The sequence below is a fragment of the Pelagibius sp. genome, assembly GCF_965249265.1.
In the GTDB taxonomy this organism is placed as follows: Bacteria; Pseudomonadota; Alphaproteobacteria; order Kiloniellales; family Kiloniellaceae; genus Pelagibius.
This window is the reverse complement of the sequence record NZ_OZ252224.1, coordinates 4,833,106-4,856,441: the sequence shown is the minus strand read 5'-3', so window position 1 is coordinate 4,856,441 and position 23,336 is coordinate 4,833,106. Positions and strand designations below refer to the sequence as shown.

General features: G+C 65.0%; 21 protein-coding genes and 1 tRNA gene. 8 read left to right on the top strand and 14 right to left on the bottom strand.

Annotated features, from left to right (window positions below; genetic code table 11):
• Positions 1–8: 8 nt before the first annotated feature.
• The 6 genes from ACP146_RS22635 to aroA form a co-directional block, all read right to left on the bottom strand.
• Positions 9–944, bottom strand: a complete 936-nt coding sequence (locus ACP146_RS22635; RefSeq protein ID WP_422369017.1) for an ornithine cyclodeaminase family protein — start codon at positions 942–944, stop codon at positions 9–11.
• Positions 944–1,366: a lipopolysaccharide assembly protein LapA domain-containing protein gene (locus tag ACP146_RS22630; RefSeq protein WP_422369016.1), complete on the bottom strand. Its 423-nt coding sequence runs from the start codon at positions 1,364–1,366 to the stop codon at positions 944–946. The genes ACP146_RS22635 and ACP146_RS22630 overlap by 1 nt, the downstream gene beginning before the upstream one ends.
• Before the next feature lie 202 nt (positions 1,367–1,568).
• Positions 1,569–1,856 (bottom strand): integration host factor subunit beta, encoded by a 288-nt coding sequence (gene ihfB, locus ACP146_RS22625; RefSeq protein ID WP_422369015.1) that lies wholly within the window; start codon positions 1,854–1,856, stop codon positions 1,569–1,571.
• A gap of 425 nt (positions 1,857–2,281) precedes the next feature.
• Entirely contained in the window at positions 2,282–4,102 is a 1,821-nt protein-coding gene (gene rpsA, locus ACP146_RS22620) for a 30S ribosomal protein S1 (protein ID WP_422369014.1), read from the bottom strand.
• Positions 4,103–4,280: 178 nt separating this feature from the next.
• Positions 4,281–4,919: a (d)CMP kinase gene (gene cmk, locus ACP146_RS22615; RefSeq protein ID WP_422369013.1), complete on the bottom strand. Its 639-nt coding sequence runs from the start codon at positions 4,917–4,919 to the stop codon at positions 4,281–4,283.
• A gap of 30 nt (positions 4,920–4,949) precedes the next feature.
• Entirely contained in the window at positions 4,950–6,281 is a 1,332-nt protein-coding gene (gene aroA, locus ACP146_RS22610) for a 3-phosphoshikimate 1-carboxyvinyltransferase (protein ID WP_422369687.1), read from the bottom strand.
• Positions 6,282–6,462: 181 nt separating this feature from the next.
• Between aroA and ACP146_RS22605 the strand changes: the two genes are divergently transcribed.
• On the top strand, positions 6,463–6,843 hold the full coding sequence (locus tag ACP146_RS22605; protein WP_422369012.1) for a TIGR02300 family protein: 381 nt from the start codon (positions 6,463–6,465) through the stop codon (positions 6,841–6,843).
• Positions 6,844–6,978: 135 nt separating this feature from the next.
• Positions 6,979–7,054 (top strand) — tRNA-Ala (locus tag ACP146_RS22600).
• A 173-nt stretch (positions 7,055–7,227) separates the two neighbouring features.
• On the opposite strand, the gene ACP146_RS22595 is transcribed toward ACP146_RS22600, so the two are convergent.
• The 3 genes from ACP146_RS22595 to ACP146_RS22585 are packed head-to-tail and all read right to left on the bottom strand — an operon-like array spanning position 7,228 to position 10,111.
• Positions 7,228–7,677: a tripartite tricarboxylate transporter TctB family protein gene (locus tag ACP146_RS22595; protein ID WP_422369011.1), complete on the bottom strand. Its 450-nt coding sequence runs from the start codon at positions 7,675–7,677 to the stop codon at positions 7,228–7,230.
• Position 7,678: 1 nt separating this feature from the next.
• Entirely contained in the window at positions 7,679–9,115 is a 1,437-nt protein-coding gene (locus ACP146_RS22590; RefSeq protein ID WP_422369010.1) for a tripartite tricarboxylate transporter permease, read from the bottom strand.
• Positions 9,116–9,157: 42 nt separating this feature from the next.
• Positions 9,158–10,111 (bottom strand): tripartite tricarboxylate transporter substrate binding protein, encoded by a 954-nt coding sequence (locus ACP146_RS22585; protein ID WP_422369009.1) that lies wholly within the window; start codon positions 10,109–10,111, stop codon positions 9,158–9,160.
• A gap of 150 nt (positions 10,112–10,261) precedes the next feature.
• On the opposite strand from ACP146_RS22585, the gene ACP146_RS22580 reads away from it, so the two are divergent.
• From ACP146_RS22580 to ACP146_RS22555, 6 genes are all read left to right on the top strand, one after another.
• Complete coding sequence (locus ACP146_RS22580) at positions 10,262–11,146, top strand: LysR family transcriptional regulator (RefSeq protein ID WP_422369008.1); 885 nt, start codon at positions 10,262–10,264, stop codon at positions 11,144–11,146.
• A 111-nt stretch (positions 11,147–11,257) separates the two neighbouring features.
• On the top strand, positions 11,258–12,139 hold the full coding sequence (locus tag ACP146_RS22575; RefSeq protein ID WP_422369007.1) for an alpha/beta fold hydrolase: 882 nt from the start codon (positions 11,258–11,260) through the stop codon (positions 12,137–12,139).
• Positions 12,136–13,203: a tartrate dehydrogenase gene (locus ACP146_RS22570; RefSeq protein WP_422369006.1), complete on the top strand. Its 1,068-nt coding sequence runs from the start codon at positions 12,136–12,138 to the stop codon at positions 13,201–13,203. The genes ACP146_RS22575 and ACP146_RS22570 overlap by 4 nt, the downstream gene beginning before the upstream one ends.
• Before the next feature lie 106 nt (positions 13,204–13,309).
• Entirely contained in the window at positions 13,310–13,777 is a 468-nt protein-coding gene (locus ACP146_RS22565; protein ID WP_422369005.1) for a c-type cytochrome, read from the top strand.
• A 149-nt stretch (positions 13,778–13,926) separates the two neighbouring features.
• Positions 13,927–14,370, top strand: a complete 444-nt coding sequence (locus ACP146_RS22560) for a hypothetical protein (protein WP_422369004.1) — start codon at positions 13,927–13,929, stop codon at positions 14,368–14,370.
• 78 nt (positions 14,371–14,448) lie between these two features.
• Positions 14,449–15,891 (top strand): PepSY-associated TM helix domain-containing protein, encoded by a 1,443-nt coding sequence (locus ACP146_RS22555; RefSeq protein ID WP_422369003.1) that lies wholly within the window; start codon positions 14,449–14,451, stop codon positions 15,889–15,891.
• Positions 15,892–15,934: 43 nt separating this feature from the next.
• Here ACP146_RS22555 and ACP146_RS22550 read toward each other — a convergent pair whose 3' ends face one another.
• The 5 genes from ACP146_RS22550 to ACP146_RS22530 all read right to left on the bottom strand — a co-directional run bounded on the left by ACP146_RS22550 (position 15,935) and on the right by ACP146_RS22530 (position 23,128).
• Positions 15,935–17,884 (bottom strand): beta-galactosidase, encoded by a 1,950-nt coding sequence (locus ACP146_RS22550; protein WP_422369002.1) that lies wholly within the window; start codon positions 17,882–17,884, stop codon positions 15,935–15,937.
• A 7-nt stretch (positions 17,885–17,891) separates the two neighbouring features.
• Positions 17,892–20,030, bottom strand: coding sequence for an alpha-galactosidase (locus ACP146_RS22545; protein ID WP_422369001.1), 2,139 nt, complete (start codon positions 20,028–20,030; stop codon positions 17,892–17,894).
• A gap of 8 nt (positions 20,031–20,038) precedes the next feature.
• Positions 20,039–20,890, bottom strand: a complete 852-nt coding sequence (locus ACP146_RS22540; RefSeq protein WP_422369000.1) for a carbohydrate ABC transporter permease — start codon at positions 20,888–20,890, stop codon at positions 20,039–20,041.
• Entirely contained in the window at positions 20,890–21,810 is a 921-nt protein-coding gene (locus tag ACP146_RS22535; RefSeq protein WP_422368999.1) for a carbohydrate ABC transporter permease, read from the bottom strand. Before ACP146_RS22535 ends, ACP146_RS22540 begins: the two co-directional genes overlap by 1 nt.
• Before the next feature lie 70 nt (positions 21,811–21,880).
• Positions 21,881–23,128, bottom strand: coding sequence for an ABC transporter substrate-binding protein (locus ACP146_RS22530; RefSeq protein ID WP_422368998.1), 1,248 nt, complete (start codon positions 23,126–23,128; stop codon positions 21,881–21,883).
• Between the last annotated feature and the right edge of the window lie 208 nt (positions 23,129–23,336).

Below are 23,336 nucleotides of genomic sequence, written 5' to 3'. Positions count from 1 at the left end.
CCGAAAAATCAGCTGCGTTCGAAGGCCAGCTGCGCCGCGGCCAGGTCCTCGATGGCGGTGCCGACCGACTTGAAAAGCGTGATCTGGTCGTAGAAACGCCGTCCGCTGCGCTCCCCGCGGGTCAATTCGAAGAGGTCGCCGGCGATGTCTTCCGCCGTCAGCACGCCGGCGTCGATGGCCTGCAGGACGTCGCCTGCTTCGCTGAGGGCGCCGTCGCGGGTATCGACGAAGACCCGCGCCCGCTCGATTGCCTTGTCGTCGCTTTCGCGCATCTCCGGGCGGAACGCGCCGACGAGGTCGATATGCTGGCCGGGTTGCAGCCAGTCACCCCGGATCAGGGGCTGATCGCTCAGCGTCGCGCAGGAGATGACATGGGCGCCCTCCGCAGCGGCCGCCAGGTCGTCCGTCGCCTCGACGCGAAAGTCTTTCCGGTTTAAGCGCTTGGCAAGCCTGTCCGCCTTGTCGAAGTCGCGGCCCCAGATCAGCACGTTGCAGATCGGCCGGGCCGCCGCATGGGCTTGGATTAGTTGTGGCGCCATGGCCCCGGTGCCGACCATCAGCAGCCGTTCGGCATCGGGCCTGGAGAGATAGCTGGAGGCAAGGGCGGAGGCGGCGGCGGTGCGCCGCACGGTCAGCGTGGGGCCGTCGATCAGGGCCAGCGGTGAGCCGGTCTTGCCGTCCAGCAGGACATAGATTCCCATGACGGCGGGCAGGCTTTTTTCACCGTTGTCGGGAAAGATGGTCACCATCTTCACGCCGATATGACGGTCGGCCTGCCAGGCCGGCATCAGCAGCAGGGTCGCGGTCTTGCCGCCGGTGACCTCGACGTCGTGGTGATGGCGCACCGGCACCTGAAAGTCGCGGCGAAAGGCCTGGCGCAGTCTTTCGATCAGGCTGGGGTAGTCCAGGGCCGTTTCCACCTCTGCGGCGGAGACGATGCGCATCACCGATCGCCGGAAGCGGCAGGCAGTCGGGGGGCTTGATCGGCAGCGGCAGGCTGACCGGGGGGCTGGCCCGGGTTCTGACCGGAAGACTGAAGGGTCAGCGCCGCCCCGGCGGCCCGCGCCGCGGCGGTTCCCTCAGCGGCACGGCTGCGCTTCAGGTTCTGCAGTTCCTTTTCCAGGACCGCGGCGCGCTGTTCGGCATGGCGGGCCCTGGCCCGTGCGACGCCGAAGCGCAGCCACATCAGGAAGGCGCCGACGATGAAACCGAACAGAAGGCTGAGCAGCACAACCAAGGAAAACGGCAGCGACTGGGTGAGCTCAAAAGGCCAGAAGTCGATCACCACGGGCGCGCGGTTGGCGACGGTAAAGATAATGAAGACCGCCACCAGCGGCAGTGTCAGGATCCAGAAAAAGTACCGCACGTCAGTGCCACTCTGCAGGTTGGAACCGAATTCAAGGCAAGCTGTTCCGGGCAGTCTAGACGAAGCGCGCGTCCTCTGCGAGGCCTCTTGCCGCTTCGCTTTGGATGTCTGCGTTTCGATGGATCACAGGCCCAGAATGCGGATCAGAGGGCGGCCGGGTGAGGGACCTGCCGGTTTCCTGGGGCCCGCTTCCTGGGGCCCGCTATCCCTGGCGCCCGTTCAGGCGTTCGCGCAGTTGCTTGCCGGTCTTGAAGAAGGGAACATGTTTTTCTGACACGTTGACGGCGGTGCCGGTCCGCGGATTGCGGCCGACGCGCGCCTCGCGCTTTTTCACGGAAAAGGCGCCGAAACCGCGCAGTTCCACCCGGTCGCCACGAGACAGGGCTTCGGAGATCTCATCGAAGATCGTTGTGACAATGCGTTCCACATCACGGTGATAGAGATGCGGATTCAGATCAGCAATATGTTGGATCAGCTCTGATTTCGTCATAGCGAATTCATTCCCCTCCCGACCCTTGCATCGATCGGGTGTCCCCTGCCGGTTTGCCTCCCGCAACTCACAGACCTTGCCGCTTATGTTCCCCCGCTGGACATTGCTTTGCTCTGCCCCGGTGCGGCGATTGGCCTGCGCTGCCCTTGGTTGGCTGGATCTGGAGACGATTCAGCCCCAAGTGCCGGAAACGTTGCCAGAGGATCTCTCGGGCGTCAAGTGTAAGCCTTTCAGAACAAACGTTTTTTCGCTTTTTCTGATCAACTTGGCTCCAAGCCTGCCGAAACACTGCCGGTCAGGCACGAAAAAGCGGCCCGCCGGGACTTGGCGGGCCGCTTCTAAACCCTTGGGGGAACCCCCCAAATGAACCTCTCGAAAGTAGCCCGGACGCTGTTGGGCTTATCTTCCGTTCGGACGACTCGGGTCTACTTGTTTTCGTCCGGGTTTTCCCCGGTCTCTTCGGCTTGGCCTTCTTCGGAGGCCTCTTCGGAGCCGCTAGCTTCCTCGGCCGCGGGACTGGCCGCCGCAGAGTCGGCGTCGCGTTGGCGGGCCGCCTTGGAAATGGCCGCACCCAGGATGTCGCCCAGGCTGGCGCCGGACTCGGTGGAACCGTACTCGGCCACGGCTTCCTTCTCTTCGGCGATTTCGCGCTGCTTGATCGACAGGGCGATCTTGCGGGTCTTGGGATCGATCGCGGTGATGCGGGCGTCGATCTTCTCACCCACGGCAAAGCGGCTCGGCTGCTGTTCGCTGCGGTCGCGGGACAGTTCGGCCTTGCGGATGAAGCCGATGGCCCCGTCGCCGATCTGAACCTCCAGGCCGTTGTCCACCACCTGATGGACGGTGCAGGTGACCACGTCGCCGCGCTTCAGGTTCTCGGTGGAACCGGCGAAGGGATCCTCGCCGAGCTGCTTGATGCCGAGGCTGACGCGCTCTTTCTCCACGTCGACGTCCAGCACCTTCACCTTCACGCTGTCGCCCTTGTTGTACTGCTTGACCGCTTCCTCGCCGGACAGGTTCCAGTCCAGATCGGACAGGTGGACCATGCCGTCGATTTCGCCGGGCAGGCCGACAAAAAGGCCGAACTCGGTGATGTTCTTGATCTCGCCTTCCAGCTCGCTGCCGACGCTGTGGTTCTCCAGGAAACCTTCCCAGGGGTTAGAGCCGCACTGCTTCAGCCCCAGGCTGATGCGGCGCTTCTGCTCGTCGACGTCGAGGATCATGACCTCGACCTCCTGAGAGGTGGAGACGATCTTGCCCGGATGCACGTTCTTCTTGGTCCAGCTCATCTCGGAGACGTGGACCAGACCTTCGATGCCCGCTTCCAGCTCCACAAAGGCGCCGTAGTCGGTGATGTTGGTGACGCGGCCGGTGAACTTGGTGCCGACCGGGTACTTGGCGGCAACGCCTTCCCAGGGATCGGCCTCAAGCTGCTTCATGCCCAGGCTGATGCGCTGGGTTTCGGCGTTGAAGCGGATGACCTGCACGTCGACCTGCTGGCCGATGGACAGCACCTCGGTCGGGTGGTTGATGCGCTTCCAGGAAATGTCGGTGACGTGCAACAGCCCGTCGACGCCGCCGAGATCGACGAAGGCGCCGTAGTCGGTGATGTTCTTCACCACACCCTGGAGGACCTGGCCCTCCTTCAGGTTGGCGACCAGCTCGGAGCGCTGCTCGGCGCGGGTTTCTTCCAGCACCGCGCGGCGGGACACCACGATGTTGCCGCGCGAGCGGTCCATCTTGAGGATCTGGAACGGCTGCGGCGTGCCCATCAGCGGGCTGACGTCGCGCACCGGGCGGATATCGACCTGACTGCCGGGCAGGAAGGCCACGGCGCCGGAGAGATCGACGGTGAAACCGCCCTTGACCCGGCCGAAGATGGTGCCGGTGACCCGCTCGTTGCTGTCGAAGGATTTGGCAAGCTGCGTCCAGGCTTCTTCGCGCTTTGCCTTCTCGCGGCTCAGCATGGCTTCGCCGTTCTTGTTTTCCATGCGCTCGAGGTAAACCTCGACCTCGTCGCCGGCTTTCAGTTCCGGCATCTGGCCGGCCTCGGCGAATTCTTTCAGGGCGACGCGCCCTTCCGATTTCAGGCCCACATCGACGACGGCGGTGTCGCCTTCGATCGCGATGATGGTGCCCCGAAGGACCTTGCCTTCAAGAGCGTCGTCAGTGCCAAGGGATTCATCTAGGAGGGCGGCAAAGCTTTCGGTAGGTGCCGCGGCGGTCTCGCTGGCCACATCAGCCATTCGGGTCGTCCTTTCTCTATTTCTGCACTATCCAGGCCGGGCGGTTGTTCCGCCGGTCTTCCCGGGACCATCCCGGGCACTCAAAGCAATCCTGCAGAACCTGCCAGAACCGGATCGAAGCGGCAGGGTTTTCTTTGTGATCGGGGGCGCCAGCCGGCAAACCCCGTCCCGCCCGCTTCTACGGGCGCTGCCGCTTGGTAATCTCGGCAATCGCGGCAGCGAAAACCTGATCGGCATCCATCTCGCTGGTATCGAGCCGCAAAGCATCTTCAGCGGCCTTCAGTGGGGCGGTTTCCCGCCCGCTGTCGCGCGCATCCCGTTCGCGCAAATCCTGCAAAACGCGCGCGTATATACTCTCCTCACCCCGTTCTAGCAACTCTTTATGGCGTCGCCGGGCGCGGGCCTCCATGGAGGCTGTTAGGAATAATTTCACGTGAGCGTCGGGGCAGACCACCGTTCCGATGTCGCGGCCGTCCAGAACCGCCCCCGTCTTGCCGCCGGGGGGCTGGACGGCAAAGCGCCGCTGAAAGGCCAGCAAGGCCTCGCGAACCGCTTGATTCGCCGCCACTTTTGAGGCTGCTTGCCCGACTGCTTCGCGGCGCAGATCGTCGCGTTCCAGGTCGCCGGGCTGCAGATTCTCGGCGGTCTGCGCGGCCAGATCGTGATCTTCCGGGTCCCCGCCGCCGGCCAGGATCCTGGCCGCCACGGCGCGGTAGATGGACCCGGTGTCCAGATAACCGTAATCCAGGGCCGCGGCCAGACGTCTGGCCAGGGTGCCCTTGCCGGCGGCGACCGGTCCGTCGACGGCGATGATCATGGCGCCGGCTGCTGTCCGGCCGCAGCCGCATTACGCATCGCTCAGTTCTGCCCCCAGGTCCTGCATCAGCCGGGTGAAATCCGGAAAGGAGGTGGCGATGGGGGTTGCGTCGTCGATCTGGACCGACCGTTCGCTGGCCATGCCGAGGACCAGGAAGCTCATGGCAATGCGGTGGTCGAGTTCGGTTTCGACCGGCTGGTTGTTGCCGCCCGGCGGGCGGCCCTTCACGCCCTCGACGGCCAGGCTGTCCGGGCCTTCCTCGACCTTCAGGCCGCAGAGGGAGAGTCCGCGGGCGACGGCGGCCAGGCGGTCGCTTTCCTTCACCCGCAGTTCGCCCAGGCCGTTCATCACCGTGCGGCCCTCCGCTGCTGCGGCCGCCATGGCCAGAACCGGATACTCGTCGATCATCGAGGGTGCGCGCTCGGCGGGTACTTCCACGCCCTGCAGCGGTCCGCCGCGCACCAGCAGGTCGGCCACCGGCTCGCCGCCTTCCTCGCGCGCCGCGGTGATCTCGATATCGCCGCCCATTTCCTGCAGGGTGGTCAGCAGGCCGCTGCGCTGCGGGTTCATGCCGACGCCGATCAGGCGGACCTCCGATCCCGGCAGCAGCAGCGCCGCGACCAGAGGAAAGGCGGCGGACGAGGGGTCCGCCGGTACCTGGACCGGGCGGCCGGTCAGTTCGGGCTGGCCGCTGAGGATAATCTCCTCGGCCCGGCCGCCCTCCACCGCGATCTCGTTGCGCCGCAGGGTGGCGCCGAAGTAAGCCAGCATCCGCTCGCTGTGGTCGCGCGTCGCCTCGCGTTCCACCACCCGGGTGTCGCCGGGGGCGTTCAGCCCGGCCAGCAGCACCGCCGACTTCACCTGGGCGGAGGGCACCGGCAGTTCATAGTCGAGCGGCAGAGGCTGGCGGCTGCCGACCACCGTGAGCGGCAGGCGTCCGCCTTCGCGGGCGATGAATTCCGCGCCGCAGGCCGACAGCGGATCGGTGACCCGCGCCATGGGCCGGCCCCGCAGCGAGGCATCGCCGGTCAGCACGGCGGTCAGCGGATGGCTTGCCAGGATGCCCAGCAGCAGCCGCGCGCCGGTGCCGGAGTTGCCCATGTCGATCACGTTGTCCGGCTCGACCAGCCCGCCGATGCCGCGGCCCCAGACATGCCAGCGCCCAACGTCGTCGCGGGTGATCTCCGCCCCCAGGGCGCGCATCGCCGCGGCGGTGCAGAGCACGTCTTCGCCCTCCAGCAGGCCGTCGATGGTGGTCTCCCCGACCGCCAGCCCGCCCAGCATCAGGGCGCGATGCGAAATCGATTTGTCGCCGGGCAGCTTTACCGTACCGGACAGTGCCTCTGTCGGCTGGGCGGTCATGGGTCTCAAAGGGTTGCTTCCTTGCTTGCGGAGGTTTCTTCGGCGGTTGCTTGAGCGGCTGCCGCCGTTTCCGGCCTCGCGATCGTGCGCGGCCCCGAATTACCTTTTGACAGCGATGCACGATCATGGCAATTGCCAAGCCAGGGGCCGTGACCATTAAGATCGTTTGGAGGACGCGCTGGTGGCTAATCCGAAGTGGGGAACCAAGCGCATTTGTCAGAATTGTGGAACCAAGTTCTACGACCTGAAGAAAACGCCGATCATCTGCCCGTCCTGCGAGACGCAGTTTGATCCCGAAGCGCTGTTGAAGTCACGCCGTCCGCGCGCGGCGGCCAAACCCGATCCGAAGCCCAAGGCGGCCGCCAAGCCGGCGCCGGCGGAAGATGAGGCGGCCGACGACGAGGAAGAGGCTATCGATGTTGAGGACGAGGAGGCCGATGCCCTGCTGAAGGAGGCGGCCGGCGACGATGACGACGACAGCGTCATCGAAGACACCTCGGACCTTGGCGACGACGACGATATGGCCGATGTGGTGGTCGAGGGTGAGAAAGACGACACCTGAGGCACATGTTTGAAGGCGGGCGCGGCGCGGGCCGCGCCTGCGACTTTTTCCTTGCCTTGCCGGGGCGGGATACCTAATTTCCCGCCGATCACCCCGCCGGCGCCGGTTTTACCGGCCAGGACCGGGGTTCCCTGTGGGGCCGTAGCTCAGTTGGGAGAGCGCTACAATGGCATTGTAGAGGTCGTCGGTTCGATTCCGTCCGGCTCCACCAGTTTCCAAAACCCCCGGTCAAAACCGGGGGTTTTGCTTTTTGGGCGGTCTTAGAGCGTTTTCGACTTACGTCGAAGCAGTTCCAGCCCACTCCCCCTCCCGGCCACCCATAGGATACTGGCGTTGGGTGGCCGGGAGGGGGAGTGGGCCGGTGCCGTCAAGACGTTAAGGAATCTAAGGAAGCGGCACCCGCAGCACCAGGGCGAAGAGGCCGTAGAAGCCGGCCAGCAGGGCGGCGGCGGCCAGGAGGTGCAGGGCGAAGGCCTTCAGGCTCATGCGCTCGCGGTAGGCGGTGATTCCCACGGCGAACAGGCCGAGGGCGGCGACCGGCAGAAAACCGATGGGCTTCAGCAGCAGGGCCCAGGCCAGAAGGGTGATGGAAAGGCCGATGAGGCGGGGCCATTCCAGGCCGCTCCAGAGGCTTCGCTCTTCGGCATTGTCGCCGCGGCGCAGCACCACCCGCAGGGCGAGGCCAAGCGCGGCGAGGATCAACACGATGGCCGCGGTGGTGGGGAAGACGGCCCCCAGCTCCGACATCTCTCCGGTCTGGGAAAGCGCGTAGCCGCCGAGCGCCAGGGCCAGGCCGGCGGCGATCAGGTCGCCGGTTCTGCTGCCGAGTTCCATGTCAGGTGGCCCCCGCGGCTTTGCGCTTTGCCCGCCAGGCGGCGATGAAGGGCCAGCCGAGGGTCAGCAGGGTGAGGGCGATGATGGCGAGAGAGATCGGCCGGCCGAAGAACATCGCCGGGATGTTGCCCTGGGCGCCGCCGATCAGCCAGGCCTGCACGAAACCGGCTTCGGCGATGGGGCCGAGGATCAGGCCGAGCACAATGGGTGAGGCCTGCAGGCCGATGCGCGCCAGCACCCAGCCGACGAGGCCGAGGCCGACCATCATCAGCACATGTACCGTGTTGACCTCGATGGCGTAGGAACCGATGACGGTCAACAGGGCGATCCCCGGCGCCAGGGCGGTCTTGGGCACCGAGATGATGAGGCGGAAGGCGTAGCGCCCGACCACCAGCCCGGTGGGCAGCATCAGCATGGTGGCGATGATCAGGCCGATGACGAAGGTGTAGACGATGTCGCCCTGCTGGGTGAAGAGCTGCGGGCCGGTGCGGATGCCCTGGACCAGCAGCGCGCCGACGGTGGCGGAGTTCGCGGCCTCCGAGGCGATGACGCCGTCGGTGGCGCCCTTGCCGAAGTCTTTGGATTCCCTGGAGGTGCGCTTGGCCTCGGTATAGGCGACCAGCCCGGCGACCGAGCCGCCGGCTGCGGGCAGGATACCCACGGCGGTGCCGATGACGGCGGAGCGCACGAGATTGAACTTCGACCGCCAGACCTTGCCCAGCGCCTCGATGAGGCGGAATCCGGCCATCTGCTCGCTGCGGCGCTCCAGATGCGCTTCCGGGCGGATCACCAGATCGATCAGCACGGGAATGCAATAGAGCCCGATCATGGCGGGAATGATCGGGATGCCGCCGAGCAACTGGGTCTGGCCGAAGGTGTAGCGCACGTCGCCGCCGACCACCGCCGAGCCGACGGTGGAGAGCAGCAGACCGATGCAGCCGCCGATGATGCCCATCAGGGTGTGGCCCGCCGAGAGGGTGGCGATCAGCGAGAGCCCGAAGATCGCCAGCCAGAAATACTCGACCGGCCCGAAGGCGAGCGCGATCTGCGACAGCGGGGGCGCCAGGAACAACAGCGCCAGGGCGCCGACCAGCCCGCCGACGACCGAGGCCAGGCAGGAAAGCGTCACCGCCAGGTCGCCGTCGCCGCGCTTGGCCATGGGAAAGCCGTCCATGGCGGTGGCGATGGCCGCCGGGGTGCCGGGCGTGTTCACCAGGATGGCGGCATAGGCGCCGCCGTAGATGGCCCCGGTGTAGACCGCCCCCAGGGCGATGAGGCCCGAGGCCGGGTCCATGGTGAAGGTGAAGGGAACCAGAACGGCGACCGCCATGGTCGCCGAGAGGCCGGGCAGCGCGCCGATGACCGTTCCCGCCAGAACGCCGCAAAGGGCGAGGGCAAGGTTCAGCGGCGACAGGGCCGCCACCAGGGATTCGAGCATCGACGCGCTTCCGGTACTGCCTGGGAAACTTGGACCTGAAGCTTAGTTGGCTGCCTTCAGGGCCTCAATCGCGGAAGCGTATTCCGCACGGCGGTCGGCAATGAACTGGTCGACCTTGTCGTGGGGAATGTCGGTAACGACGTAGCCGTTCTCCTCCATCTTCTGCCGGAACTCCGGCTTGGCGTTGATCGCGCCGATGATGTCGGAAAGCTTCTGGCGCACCGCCGCGGGCGCATCCTTCGGCAGGGTCACGCCGCGATAGGCGCCGGCCACATAGTCAAAGCCGAGTTCCTTGAAGGTCGGGACGTCGGGATAGGCCGCCACCCGCTCTTCGGTGGCGATCGCCAGAACCCGCACCTGATCACCGGCCTTGATGCCCTGGGTGGTGTAGCTCATCGCCGCCTTCACCTGGCCGCCGAGCAGCGCCGCCATGGAGGGGGCCGAGCCCTTGAAGGGGATGTAGGTCGACCTGGTGCCCGCCATCTGGTCGAAACGCACAGTCGCCAGATGGTTGGCCGAATTGGTGCCGGAGCCGGAGAAGGTGGTGGCGCCGGGGTTCGCCTTGGCGTCGTCGATCAGGTCCTGCAGGGTCTGATAGGGGCTGTCGGCACGCACCAGGATCGCGTCCGGGGTGTAGTGAAAGACGAAGGCCGGTTTCACGTCCTCGGTCTGATAGCCGACATCCTTCATCGAGGGCTGCAGGATGGCATGGGGGAAATTCACGTTCATGACGGTGTAGCCGTCGGGCTCGAAACCGTTCAACTGTGCCCAGGCCGTGGCGCCACCCGCGCCGGGCTTGTACTGGATGACCACGTCCTGCCCGGCGACGTCCTTGAAATAGGACTCCTGGAAGCGGGCGGTCACATCGGACTCGCCGCCCGGGTTGTAGGGCACGATGTAGGTGATCGCCTTGGTCGGATAGTCGGCGGCCTGGCTGATCTGCGCCGCGCCGAGGATAACGGCGGCAGACGCCGCCAGAGTGACTAATCTCTTCATTGCATAACCTCCCGATTTACAACTGTTGTCTTCACCGTTGTTTGCTGTGGCGGATGCTAGTCGGCAGCCGCTTGCGGATTGAGATGAATTTATTGAACAATCACCTGGAAGAAAATAAGTCATTCCGATCCCTTGCAGGCCTATTCATCCATGGAACTTAAGCAATTGCGGATATTCCTGGCGGTGGCCGAAGAATTGCACTTCGGCCGTGCGGCGGAGCGCCTGCACATGGCGCAGCCGGCCCTTTCCGCCCAGGTCCGCGGCCTGGAAGACGAACTGGGGGTGCGCCTGTTTTTGCGCACGACCCGGCGGGTCAGCCTGACCCGGGCGGGGGAGAGCTTTTTGCCGGAGGCGCAGGCGACCCTTGCCCAGGCCGAAGCCGCCGCCGCAGCGGCCCGCGCCGTGGCCGGCGAAGGGGCCGAGCTGCTGAAGGTCGGCGGGGTCGATTCGGCCACCGCAGGTCTGCTGCCGCAGGTGGTCCGGCGTTTTCGCCGCGACTATCCGGATGTCGAAATCAAGGTCAACGAGCTGCTTTCGGCCCCGGCGCTCCATGCCCTCTCAAACCGGCACCTGGACATTGCCTTCGTGCGGATTCTGCCGAAGGACGATCACCTGAAGGCCCGTCATGTCCTGACCGAACCCATCGTCGCGGCGCTGCCGGCGGATCACCGGCTGGCGCGGCGCAAGACGGTGCCGGTGGCGGAGATTGCCAAGGAACCGCTGGTGATTCCGGCCCGCTCCAACCGGCCGATTCTCTTCGATGTCATCCACGACTATTTCCGCAGCCGCGGGCACGAGCCGCGCATTCTGCAGGAAGCCAACGAACGCCATGTGATCATCTCCATGGTGGCCGCCGGTCTCGGCCTGTCGCTGGTGCCGGCCTGGGTCACCCAGTTCCAGCGCGACGACGTGGCCTATCGCCCGCTGCAGGACGGCGGTCCGCTGGTTGAGGTCTATGTCGTCTGGCGCGACCGGGAGGTGATGCAGAGCGCGCTGGCGTTTCTCGATTACCTGCCGGGCGAGCCCGCCAACTGAATCAGAGGGCCGGCAGAGCAGAAGCTGATTGATCGCGATCTGCGATCAATTGCGGCGATTGGACAGCGGCCCGGCGCTTCGTTACCCAGAGAGCATGTTGAAGGGGTGAGCATGTTCGAAGGTTTCAAAGAATTCGACCTTTCCGGCGCGGGCGCGACCATTCACGGTGTGACCGGCGGTTCGGGCCCGGCGCTGCTGTTGCTGCACGGCAATCCCCAGACCCATGCCATGTGGCACAAGATCGCGCCGCGGCTGGCTAGGGACTTCACCGTCGTCGCCGCCGACCTGCGCGGCTACGGCCGCTCCTCCAAGCCGCCGAGCGATGCCGAACATACGCCCTATTCCAAGCGCGCCATGGCTGCCGACATGGTGAAGGTGATGGCGCAACTGGGTCATGACCGCTTTTTTGTCGGCGCCCATGACCGCGGCGCCAGGGTCGCGCACCGCTTGGCGCTCGACTGGCCGGCGCGGGTCCAGCGGCTGGCCCTGCTCGACATCGCCCCGACGCGGGAGATGTATCGCCTCACCGACGAGGCTTTTGCCCGTGCTTACTGGCACTGGTTCTTCATGATTCAGAAGGCGCCGCTGCCCGAGCAGATGATGGCCGCCGACCCGGAGGCTTTCTGGCGCTGGCGCTGCGGCGCCGGGCCGGCGGGCATGACACCCTTCAGCGCTGAAGCGCTTGAAAACTATCTCGCCGCCTTTCGCGATCCGGCGACGATCACCGCCACCTGCGAAGACTACCGTGCCTCGGCCGGCATCGATATTCGCCACGACGATGAAGACGGCGGGCGCAAGGTCGCCTGTCCCCTCTTGGCACTCTGGGGGGCGGGCGGTGCCGTCGATCGTTGTTTCGATGTGCTGGCCCTGTGGCGCGCGCGGGCCGAGGACGTGCGGGGGCGGGCGGTGCCGGGCGGTCACTATCTGGCCGAAGAGAACCCGGATCTGATCTATCAGGAATTTCATGGTTTTTTCAGTGAGGCGGAACGATGACTACGCGTAAGCACAGCATAGCGGTGATCCCGGGCGACGGGATCGGCGGGGAAGTGATTCCGGTCGGCCAGCGGGCCGCGGAGGCGGTGGCGGCCAAGCACGGCTTTACCATCGACTGGCAGGACTTCGACTGGTCCTGCCAGCGCTATGCCGAGACCGGGCGTATGATGCCGGAGGACGGCATCGAACAGATCAAGGCCTTTGATGCGATCTATCTCGGCGCCGTCGGCTGGCCCGGGGTGGCCGATCACGTCTCGCTCTGGGGTCTGTTGATTCCGCTGCGCCGCGAACTCGACCTCTACGCCAACGTACGGCCGGTGCGCCTGCTGCGCGGCATGACCTCGCCCCTGGCCGGGCGCGGCCCGGAAGACATCGACTTCATCGTGGTGCGCGAGAATGTCGAAGGCGAGTATTCGGAGGTCGGCGGGCGGCTCTACGGCGGCACCGATCACGAGATGGTCTCGCAACTCTCGATCTTCACCCGCCGCGGCACCGACCGCATTCTCGACTACGCCTTCGAACTGGCGGCCAAGCGCAAGCGCAAGCACGTGACCTCGGCCACCAAGTCCAACGGTATCGTCCACACCATGCCTTACTGGGATGAACGCTTCGCCGCAGCCTCGGCACGCCACCCGGGCATCGACACCGCGCAGTATCACATCGATATCCTGACGGCCCACTTCGTGCAGCATCCGGACTGGTTCGACGTGGTGGTCGCCTCCAACCTTTTCGGCGACATCCTCTCCGACCTCGGCCCGGCGGTGGCCGGCTCCATCGGCATCGCCCCGGCGGCCAACCTGAACCCGACCCGGGAATTCCCCTCCCTCTTTGAGCCGGTGCACGGCTCGGCCCCGGACATTGCCGGCCAGGGCATCGCCAACCCCATCGCCGCGGTCTGGACCGCCGCCATGATGCTGGACCACCTGGGCGAGGCCGAGGCCGCCGCGGAATTGGAAGCGGCCATCGAAACGGCGCTGGAGGACCCGGCGACCCGTACCCGCGACCTCGGCGGCACGGCGGACACCAAAACCTGCGGCGAGGCGGTGCTGAAAGCCCTGGTTTGATTCCTTCTCTGCAGCGCTGAGGTACAGGCAAAAGGCGCCTTGACCTTACCCTTGCTGGAAAGTGCAGGCTTTTGCCGTCGGCAGTTGGTAGGGGACAGGTTTGGCCATGTGGCGGAAAGACCGCTGGACCGTTTTGGCTGTGGTCGCCACCCTCGGTCTGGGTGTGTTGGCGAGCTATGCTTTGAATTGGGGCGATCAGGCTTCCGGCATAGATCCATCAGACCGTGACAGGCTGGCTCTGGGCCGGCAGGTCTATGATGATCACTGCGCCGCCTGTCATGGGGCTGGCCTTGAAGGCCAGCCCGACTGGCGGCAACGCCGTTCTGACGGGCGCCTGCCGGCGCCGCCGCATGATGAAACGGGCCATACCTGGCACCATCCCGACGCACAGCTCTTTGCTCTCACGAAGTACGGTCCCGCCGCGATCGTCGGCGGCAACTATCAAAGCGATATGCCGGCCTACGAGGGCGTCTTGAGCGATGATGAGATCTGGGCCGTGCTGTCTTACATCAAGAGCCGCTGGCCGGCGCCCATTCAGGCACGGCATGATCAAATCAATGAGGCCGCAAAGTAAAGACCCATAGCGGCTGATCCGGCTTGCAGACCGCGACACCTTGTCCCGGTGCGTTGGTCGTCTGATGCTCCTACACTGCCGTGAGAACAGAGAGGAATGGGTGGCGTAAAGCCATCCGACGGATCTTGGGATCCCTTGGGTAGCACATGATGTCAGCGACAGCACCTGCCCGGCCACGGCGGCCGGCGCTCGTCAGACGCCGTGCGGTGGCCGTTGTCGCGCTGATGCTGATGGCGCGTTTGCTGCTGCCCTGCTTTCCCGTACAGGCGAGCACGGGCGACGACGCCTTTTACATCATCTGTACGCCAAACGGCCTTGTCGACCTGCGCAGCCTCTATCCGCAGGAAGACGGCTTTGCATCACAGACCGGGGAAGACCGCCGGCAACCCAGCCCGGCCGATGGCAACGTCTTCCAAAAGTGTTCCGGTTTTTGTGGCCTTTCCGTTCCCTTGATGGCCGCGGCGCCGGCCTTTGCCGCGCCACCGCTTCTGGCAGACCTGCAACGTCTCGCAGTTCGCGACAGCGACATCCCTCCAAGCTTCGAACGGCGTTACGACCTCGCCGCGCGGGCCCCTCCGACTTTCCCCGGCTGATTCTTCACACCCAAAACACATCGGCTTCGGTAGCCGCGCTTTTTGCGCGTCGGGCTGCCGTCAAAGGAAAGCTCTCTTATGGACAATGCAGCTACTGCATCGGGCCGGCCGCTGGCCGCTGACACGCCCGATGAAACCCGTGGTGAAACCAACACCTTCGCAAGAAAGTTCTACGTCGCCGCCTGGCGCTGGCACTTCTATGCCGGTCTCTACGTCGTACCCTTTCTCCTGATGCTGTCGATCACCGGCCTCATCATGGTCTATTTCAACTCGGTGGAGACACGTTTCGGCGAGCGCCTCTACGTGACGCCGCAGGGGGAGATGAGCTCGCCCATCGCCAAGGCCCAGGCCGCGGCGGCGCTGTATCCGACAGGAAGCGTCACACAGTACATGCCGCCTCCGGCAGCAGACCGTACGGCGCTGGTGACGGTTGGGGTGGACGGCGTGAGCATGATCGTTGCGGTCGATCCCTACACCAACGCGGTGCTGAACGCGGTCGAAAAGGATTCGACTTGGTTTTACTTTGCCAGCGATATCCACGGCACTCTGTTGATCGGCGATCTCGGTGACCGGCTGATCGAAATCGCTGCCGGTCTCGCCATCGTGCTGGTCGTGACCGGCCTCTATCTCTGGTGGCCGCGCGACGGCACCGGCTTTGCCCGCGTTCTCATCCCGCGGCTGAACACGCGAGGCCGTGCGCTCTGGAAAGAACTCCACGTCACTGCGGGTTTTTACACTTCCATCGTGATGGTCTTCTTCCTGATCTCCGGCCTCGCCTGGGCCGGGATCTGGGGCGGCCAGTTCGTCCAGGCCTGGAGCACTTTCCCGGCCGAGAAGTGGGACAACGTGCCGCTGTCGGACGAGACCCATGCGGCCATGAACCACGGCGCCCTGAAAGAGGTGCCCTGGGGGCTGGAGCAGACGCCGTTGCCGCTCTCCGGATCCGACGTCGGGACGGCCGGTGTTCCTGAAGGCGTGGCGGTCAATCTGAACAGCATCGAGGATCTGGCGCGGGCCATCGGTTTCGACCAGCAGTTCCGTATCGGCCTGCCGGGGGATGCCACTGGGGTCTACACGGTCTCCGCCGATTCCATGGACGGCGATACCGAAACCCCGACCGGCGACCGCACCGTGCATATCGACCAATACACCGGCAAGGTCCTGGCTGAGGTCGGTTTCGCGGACTATTCCCTGGCGGCCAAGGCCATGGCCGTGGGCACCGCCCTGCATCAGGGTGACATGGGGCTGTGGAACACGGCGCTGAACGCGCTGTTCTGTCTCACCGTGATCTTCATCTGCATCAGCGGCGTGGTCATGTGGTGGAAACGCCGGCCCAGCGGCGCCCTGCGTCTTGCGGCGCCGCCCTTGCCCGCCAACCTGCCGCTGTGGAAGGGGGCGGTCTTCATCATGCTGCTGCTGTCCCTCGCCTTTCCCCTGGTGGGGCTCACCCTGCTGGCGGTGCTGGCCTTCGACGTTCTGATCCTGTCGAACGCTCCGGCGCTGCGGCGCGCCTTGCAGTAGCGCAGCAGCAGAGTATGGGGCGGGCATTGCTGGCCCGCCCCGCTTACTGCGTTTTCCAGACCGCCAGGTCGTGGGCGGGAATTTCCGGACCGCCGAGCAGGTAGTCCGCGCCCTCCGGCGCCGGGGCCGGCAGGGACCGATCGCCGTAGTTGAAGGCGAAGGTGAGGTCGCCGAGGCGGCGCAGGCGCAGGGCCTCGTCGAGGCGCTGGATCGTCAGCCCGCGTGCTTCGGCCAGAGCGGCGATGAAGTCGGTGAGGAAGGCTTCCTCCGGCCAGAAACCGAGATAGTGGCGGTCGTCCTGTGTCATGATCGCCGCTTCGCCGTCCTGAAAGGTGGCGGTGCTCTCGGCGCTATCGCTCTCCAGGCGTTCGCGCCACAAACCGACCGGATAGGTTTTGTTGGCCCAGGTCAACTGGTCCTGAACAGAGGGCGGCAGGCTCTCGACCCGGGTGACCTGCAGGTCGACGAGGGCGCGCAGGGCGCCCGGCGGCAAGCCTTCTGGGATCTGAAAGGTCTTGGTCTTGGCGCCGCTGCGCGGGCCCAGCACGATGGTGGCGCCGGAACTCTCCAACGCGGCGACGGCGGCGCCGTCGATCATCGGCAGGCTGGGCGCCACCACCAGGGCGTAGCCGTCGAGGGGTGCGCCCGGTGGCAGGATGTCGACATCCAGGCCGAGACGCCGGAGGCAGCGGTAGAAACGGTGCGCCAGGGCCTTGTAGTTGAAGCCGAGACCCTGGGGCTGGATCTGAAAGGTCCAGACCGCTTCGTAGTCGAAGATCAGGGCCGCCGGCGCCTGACGTCTTGCGCCGAGGGCTTCGCCAAAGGCTGTCATCTCCCGGCCGACCTGGGTTGCCTCCTCGCCGCCCTGGTCCAGTACGCCGTCGGGCCGGTTGAGCCCGGCATGCATTTGCTCCTGGGCGAAGGGCGCCTGACGCCAGCGGAAGTAGGACACCACCTCGGCGCCGTGGGCAAAAGCCTCCCAGGTCCAGAGCCGCACCATGCCCTTGGCCGGTGCCGGGTTGAAGTCGGCCCAGTTCACCGGACCCGGCTGTTGTTCCATCACCCACCAGCGCCCGCTGCCCATGCCGCGGCAAAGGTCGTGGTGGAAGGCGGCGACATCGGGATGGCCGGAACGCGCCCAGCGGGTCTTGTCTTCGGCCGGCATCGGCAGGCGCTGGTCCGTGTGACCCAGGGGATAGCTGTCCCAGGAAACGACATCGATATCGCGGGCCACCGGGTAGTGATCGAACTCGGTGAAGAAGCCCATGAAGTTGTGGGCCAGGAACCGTCCGGGCGAGAGGCGGCGCAGGATGTCCACCTGCAGCCGGTTGTAGACGGCGACCTGATCCGAGGCGAAGCGGCGATAGTCCATGAGGTGCGAAGGATTGGCCTCGGTGACCGTCAGGTTGGGCAGATCCACTTCGTGAAAGCCGCCGTAAGTCTGGCTCCAGAAGGCGGTGCCCCAGGCCTCGTTCAGGGATTCGATCGTCTGATATCGCTTGTGCAGCCAGTTGCGAAAGGCCGGCAGGCAGTGCGGGACATAAGACAGCACTGTGTTGTGGCAGCCGTATTCGTTGTCGATCTGCCAGCCGGCAACCGCAGGATGTTCGCCGTAGCGGCTGCCCATGGCCTCGACGATGCGCTGCGTTTCTTCCCACCAGGCCGGGCTGGAAAAGCAATAGTGGCGCCGCGCACCGAAGCGCAGCACCCGGCCGCGCTCGTCGGCGGGCAGGATTTCCGGGCGCTCGTTGATCAGCCATTTCGGCGGCGTCGCCGTCGGCGTGCCCAGCACGACCTTCAGGCCGGCCGCCGCCAGAGTGTCGATGGCGCGGTCGAGCCAGCCCCAGTCGAAAGCATCGCGGCGCGGCTCCATCTGGCTCCAGGCAAACTCGCCGATGCGCACATAGGTGATGCCGAGGGCGGCCATGGCCGCGGCGTCCTCGGTCCAGACTTTCTCCGGCCAGTGTTCGGGGTAGTAGCAAACGCCAAGCATGAGGGGTTCAGACCTTTTCCAGATGCAGAAGGGCTATGGACTGCGGCCTCGGCAGGCCGAAGGTCATGCCGCCCGCCGCCAGCAGGCGGCCGGACAGAACGATCTTCCCGCCGAGCCAGGCATCGAGGTTGGCCAGATGGTCGGCCAGACGCTCGGCCAGCGGCGGCAGCAGTGTGACGCGGTAGTCGGCTTCGGGGTCGAGGCCGGGCAGGGAGAGCGGGGAAGGACGCGGCGGCAGCGGCGGGTCGACACAGACCAGTGCAGCCAGGGCGGCGGAACGGTCCGGCGCGACGCTCAGCCAGGCCTGCCCCTTGCTGCTCATGAACGGCAGGCGGTACAGCCTGCCGCCGTGCAGCAGGGGGCGGAAGCGCTTGTAGGTGGCGATCCAGTTCTTCAGGGAAGCGGTTTCATCCGCGCTCAACTCTGCCAGATCGAATTCCAGGCCGAAATGCCCAAAAAGCGCGGTGCCGGCACGGAAGTCTATGCTGAAGCGGCGGCCGGCGGTGTGGCTGGCGGCGGGCCCGACATGGGCGCCCAGGATCTCCGGCGGGAAGAACAGACTGGCGCCGCGCTGGATCGTCTGGCGCGCCAGGGCGTCGTTGTTGTCGCTGGTCCAGATCCGCTCCGTCCGCCGCAGCACGCCATAGTCGGCACGCCCGCCGCCGGAGGCGCAGGATTCGATCTCCACCGTCGGATGGGCGGCGCGCAGCCGGTCGAGCAAGGCGTAGAAGGCCAGGGTCTGGCGCCGCGCCGCCGGGCGCCCTTCGCCGTCGCCGGCCGGGGCCAGATCGCGGTTGTGATCCCACTTCAGGTAGGCGATGTCGTGGTCGGAGAGCAGTTGGTCGAGCCAGGTAAAGATGTGGTCGGCGACCGCCTGCCGGGTCAGGTCGAGCACCAGTTGATGGCGCCCTGTCGGCCTGTCGCGTTCGGGCAGATGCAGCACCCAGTCCGGATGGCTGCGGTGGAGATCGCTGTTCGGGTTGATCATCTCCGGTTCGACCCAGAGGCCGAACTCCATATCCAGGCTCTTCACCTTGGCAATCAGCGGATCGAGCCCTTCCGGGTACTTCGCCGGGTCGACCTGCCAGTCGCCGAGGCCGGCCTCGGCACTGGTGCGGCCGGGGAACCAGCCGTCGTCGAGGACGAAGCGTTCGACACCAAGGGCTGCGGCCTGCTCGACCAGGGCAAAGAGCTTCTCCTCGCTGTGGTCGAAGTAGATCGCTTCCCAGGAATTGTAGTGCACGGGCCGCGGCCTAGCAGCGACCGAAGGCGGCAGGACGACATCGCGCAGGAAGCCGTGAAAACGCTGTGACAGATCGTTCAGGCCCGACGGCGACCAGGCGGCATGAAGCCAGGGGCTTTGATAGCTTTCACCCGCGCTCAAGACGATTTCGCCGGGCAGCAGCAGCTCGCCGAGTTGGACCTGGCGTCCGGCATCGGCCTGCTGGTCGATCACCAGACGATGGTTGCCGCTCCAGGCCAGGTGAAAGCCATAGACGATACCGTGCATATCGTCGAAGCCGTGGCGGCCGATCACGCAGCCGGGAAAGTCGGTGTGGCTGGTGCGGCCGCGCCGGTTCTCCTGGGTGATCTGCCCGGCGCCGAGGGCGACCCGCCGCGTCGTGAATTCCGCGGACCAGGCGCCGTGCAGCAGCATTGCTTCGTCGGCATTGTCGGGTAGAACAAAGGCGGCGGCAGCCAGCCAGTTCAGACTATAGGCGCCGGTTCCTTCGTTGGTCAGAGTGACGCGCCGTGAGATCACGCCGCTGACTTCGTGAAGCTTGATTTCCAGGTCGAGCCGCAGTCCGGCGACAGGATCGGCCAGTTGCAGATGCAGTTGCCGTTCGTCTGCCTCAATGCCCTGCAGGACAAAGGCGGTGGCCCAATCACCCTGACCCCGGTGACCCTCAAGGCCCGGTGCGCCGAAGAAGCCGAGCCCGCCTTCCGGCAGCAGGCTGAGCGGCGGCGGCTGGTCCAGGGTTGCGTTCTGCCGCAGGCCGGAGCGCGTGGCCGTCGCCAGGACCGAAGGGTCGATGTTCGCGGGCAGGGCGGCGCCCCAATAGAGCAGCAGCGGGATGCCCGGCCCGCGGCAATCAAGCAGGAAACTACAGTCCGCGCCGTCCAGGCGGACAAAGGATTGCGGCATGATCGCTTTCAGCCTTTTGTCGCGCCCAGGGTGAGCCCGGCGATGAAGTGACGTTGCATGGCAAAGAACATAATCACCGGCGGCAGGGCCGCAACCAGAGAACCGGCGGAAATCAGTTGCCAGGAGGCGACCCACTGGCCGCGCAGCGCCGCCAGCCCGACGGTGACCGGCCTGACTTCGTCGCTCTGCACCAGCACCAGGGCCCAGAAGTAGTCGTTCCAGATGAAGGTGAAGACCAGCACCGCCAGAGCCGCGCAGGCCGGGCGCACCAGCGGCAGCACCACATGCCAGAAGACCTCGAACTCGGTCGCGCCTTCGACTCTTGCCGCCTCGATCAGTTCATGGGGCAGCGCTTGGATGAAGTTGCGCATGAAGAGCGTGCAGAACCCGGTTTGAAAGGCGATGTGGAACAGGATCAGCGACCAGTAAGTATCGTACATGCCGAGCTGCACCATCAGGTCGCGCACCGGGATCATCAGAATCTGGAAGGGAATGAAGTTGCCGGCAATGAACATGGCGAAGAGCAGCACATTGCCCGGGAAGTTGTACTTGGCCAGGGCAAAACCGGCCATGGCCGAGATCGCCACGGTGATGGCGACCGTCGGCACCGTGACGATGACGCTGTTCATCAAATAGAGCGTCATCGGCGTGGCGGTGAAGACCGTGGTGTAGTTCTCCAGGATCTGCCATTCCGTCGGCAGGCCCCAGTAGTTGCCCTGGGTGATGTCGCTCAGCGAGCGCATGGAGGTCATCACCACGGCGACCAGCGGCAGCAGCCAGACGATCAGCGCGATGGGCAGCGAGATCTTGTATCCCAGCGCGACGCTGCGCGGCGCCTTTTGGATGGCCGTCGGAAACATCAGCCGCTCCTGCCTTCTTGTTTCAACATGCGGTACAGAAAGAAGGCGATGTAGACGTCCATGATCAGGAACAGGACGGTGGCGACCGCCGCGCCGTAGCCCATGCGATAGTTGAACAGCGACTGCTCGTACATGTAGTAGGCCAGCACCGAGGAACTGCCGAAGGGGCCGCCGGCGGTCATGATGGCCACGAGGTCAAAGCTCCTGAGGGCGCCGATGACCGTGACCACCACCGCGATAAAGGTAGCCGGGCGAAGCTGCGGCAGGATGACGTGATAGAGCATCGACCAGCCCTTGGCGTTGTCGATGCGTGCCGCTTCGATCACCTCGCCGTTCAGATTGTTGAGGCCGGTCAGGTAGAGGATCATGCAGTAGGCGGTCTGCGGCCAGAGCCCGGCGATGACGATGCCGTAGGTGACGAAGCGCTCGTCGGAGAGCACCGGGATCGGCTCCATCCCGAAGAGGCCTGTGAACTCGGCCAGGAGGCCGAAGCTGGGATCGTAGAACCAGGCGAAGACCAGGCCGACAACCACCTGGCTGATGACGAAGGGGAAAAAGAACAGCGACTTGACCAGGCGGATGCCCCAGACCTTTTGATTCAGGTAGAGGGCGATGGCCAGCCCGATCACCGGCGAGAGCATATAGAGCACCAGCCAGATGACGTTGTTCCACAGCGAGACGTAAAACAGATCGTCGTCGAAAAGCTCGACGTAGTTGGCCATCCCGACCCAGACCTTGTCGCCCAGGCCGTCCCATTCATGGAAGGAAATCCAGATGCTCTGGACGATCGGGTTGACCACGAAGAGAATGAACATCACGAAGGCCGGCGCCAGGAACAGATAGGGCGCGATCTTCGTCTGGTTGCGATGCCAGTAGCTGCGTCTGACGTGAAGGTCGGTCAGACTTGCCTGGGCATTCATGTCCCCTCCGCAGGCTTGTTCTTGGCCTGCCCGGGAAAGCTTCAAGCGATCCCGGGCAGACGGTAGGCGGCTACTTGAAGATCCTGGCGCGCGCTTTTTCCAGGCGCGTAAGGATCCTGTCGAGACGTTCCGGTTTGATCATGAATTCCTGGAAGCCCTGCATGCCGAGCTTGGCCATCTCCGGGTCGGTGTCGCGGTCGTAGAACTGGGCCAGGCCTTCAGAGGTCGACAGCATGTCGAAGCCGGCCTGCAGAAAACGATCGTCCTTGACCGTCGCTTCCTTGTTGGGCGGCAGGCGTTCCAGCACCTTGTTCATCGCCGTCTGATTGTCTGCACGGGCGATGAAAGCCAGGAACTTGCGGGCGTCTTCCTTGTTCTGGGCGCGGGCCGGAATGTGCACCGTGTCGATCGGCGCATCTTCGTACATCGGCACGTCGGGATTGATCACCGGGAACTGGAAAAAGTCCATCTTGTCGGCAATCTCCGGCGGGAAGAAGGGTACGAAGAAATTGCCGATCAGGTACATCGCCGCCTTGCCCTGAAAGACGAAAGGCTGTGCTTCCTGCCAGGAATAGGTGGCGTGGTTGTTCAGGAAGTATCCGGCCTCGACCAGTTCCCCCCATTTGTCGAAGACGGCGCGCACCCGGTCGTCGGTGTAGGGCACCTTGCCGTCGGTCAGTTCGAGATGGAAGGGCAGGCCGTTGATGCGCAGGTTCAGGTAGTCGAACCAGCCGCCGGCAGTCCAAAGGTACTTGGTGCCGATGGCGATCGGCGTGATGCCGGCCTCTTTCACCTTGGCGTTCACCGCCATGAACTCGTCCCAGGTCTTCGGCGCGGAAAGGCTCAGATCGTCGAAGATATCTTTGCGGTAGTAGACGCCCCACTGATAGTAGCTCCAGGGGACACCGTACTGCTTGCCGTCCACGGTCATGGCCGAGAGGCTGGAGGGCATGGCGTCTTTCAGGCCGTTGTCTTCCCAGACATCGCTGACGTCTTCCAACAGGCCGCGGTCGACGAAGGCCTTCATCCGGTTGCCGGCGAACCAGGTGATGACATCCGGCGCTTGTGACGAAAGGAAGTTCCGAACCGAGGTCTTGAAGCCCTCGTGGTCGAACACATTCAGCTTTACCTCGACATCGGGGTTTTCGGCCTTGAAACGCTCGATCAGTTCCTCGAACGCCTGTTTAGGCGCCGGATCGGAGGTGCCGGCGTTGATGACCAGGGTTCCGGCCTCAGCCGAGATTGGTGGCGCCAAGACAGCGAAATTGAGGGCGAGAGCGCCAGCGAACACCGCCAGCCGCCGTGAAAAGCCTGTCACCTTTGTTCCTCCCAGTTCGGTTTTTTATAGACACACCTTAGGCTGTGTCCGTTTCGCGCAATGGTAGACTCATATGCGGAGCCTGGGAATGGTCTTCTTGACGGACCGCTGGGAACGAATCTGTGGCATGGCCGCGGTTTGACGGCTTCCGGCGGCAAAGCCCGCGAGGTCTCATCGGAGCAACTTCCTCGGAAGCGTCACATTTTCG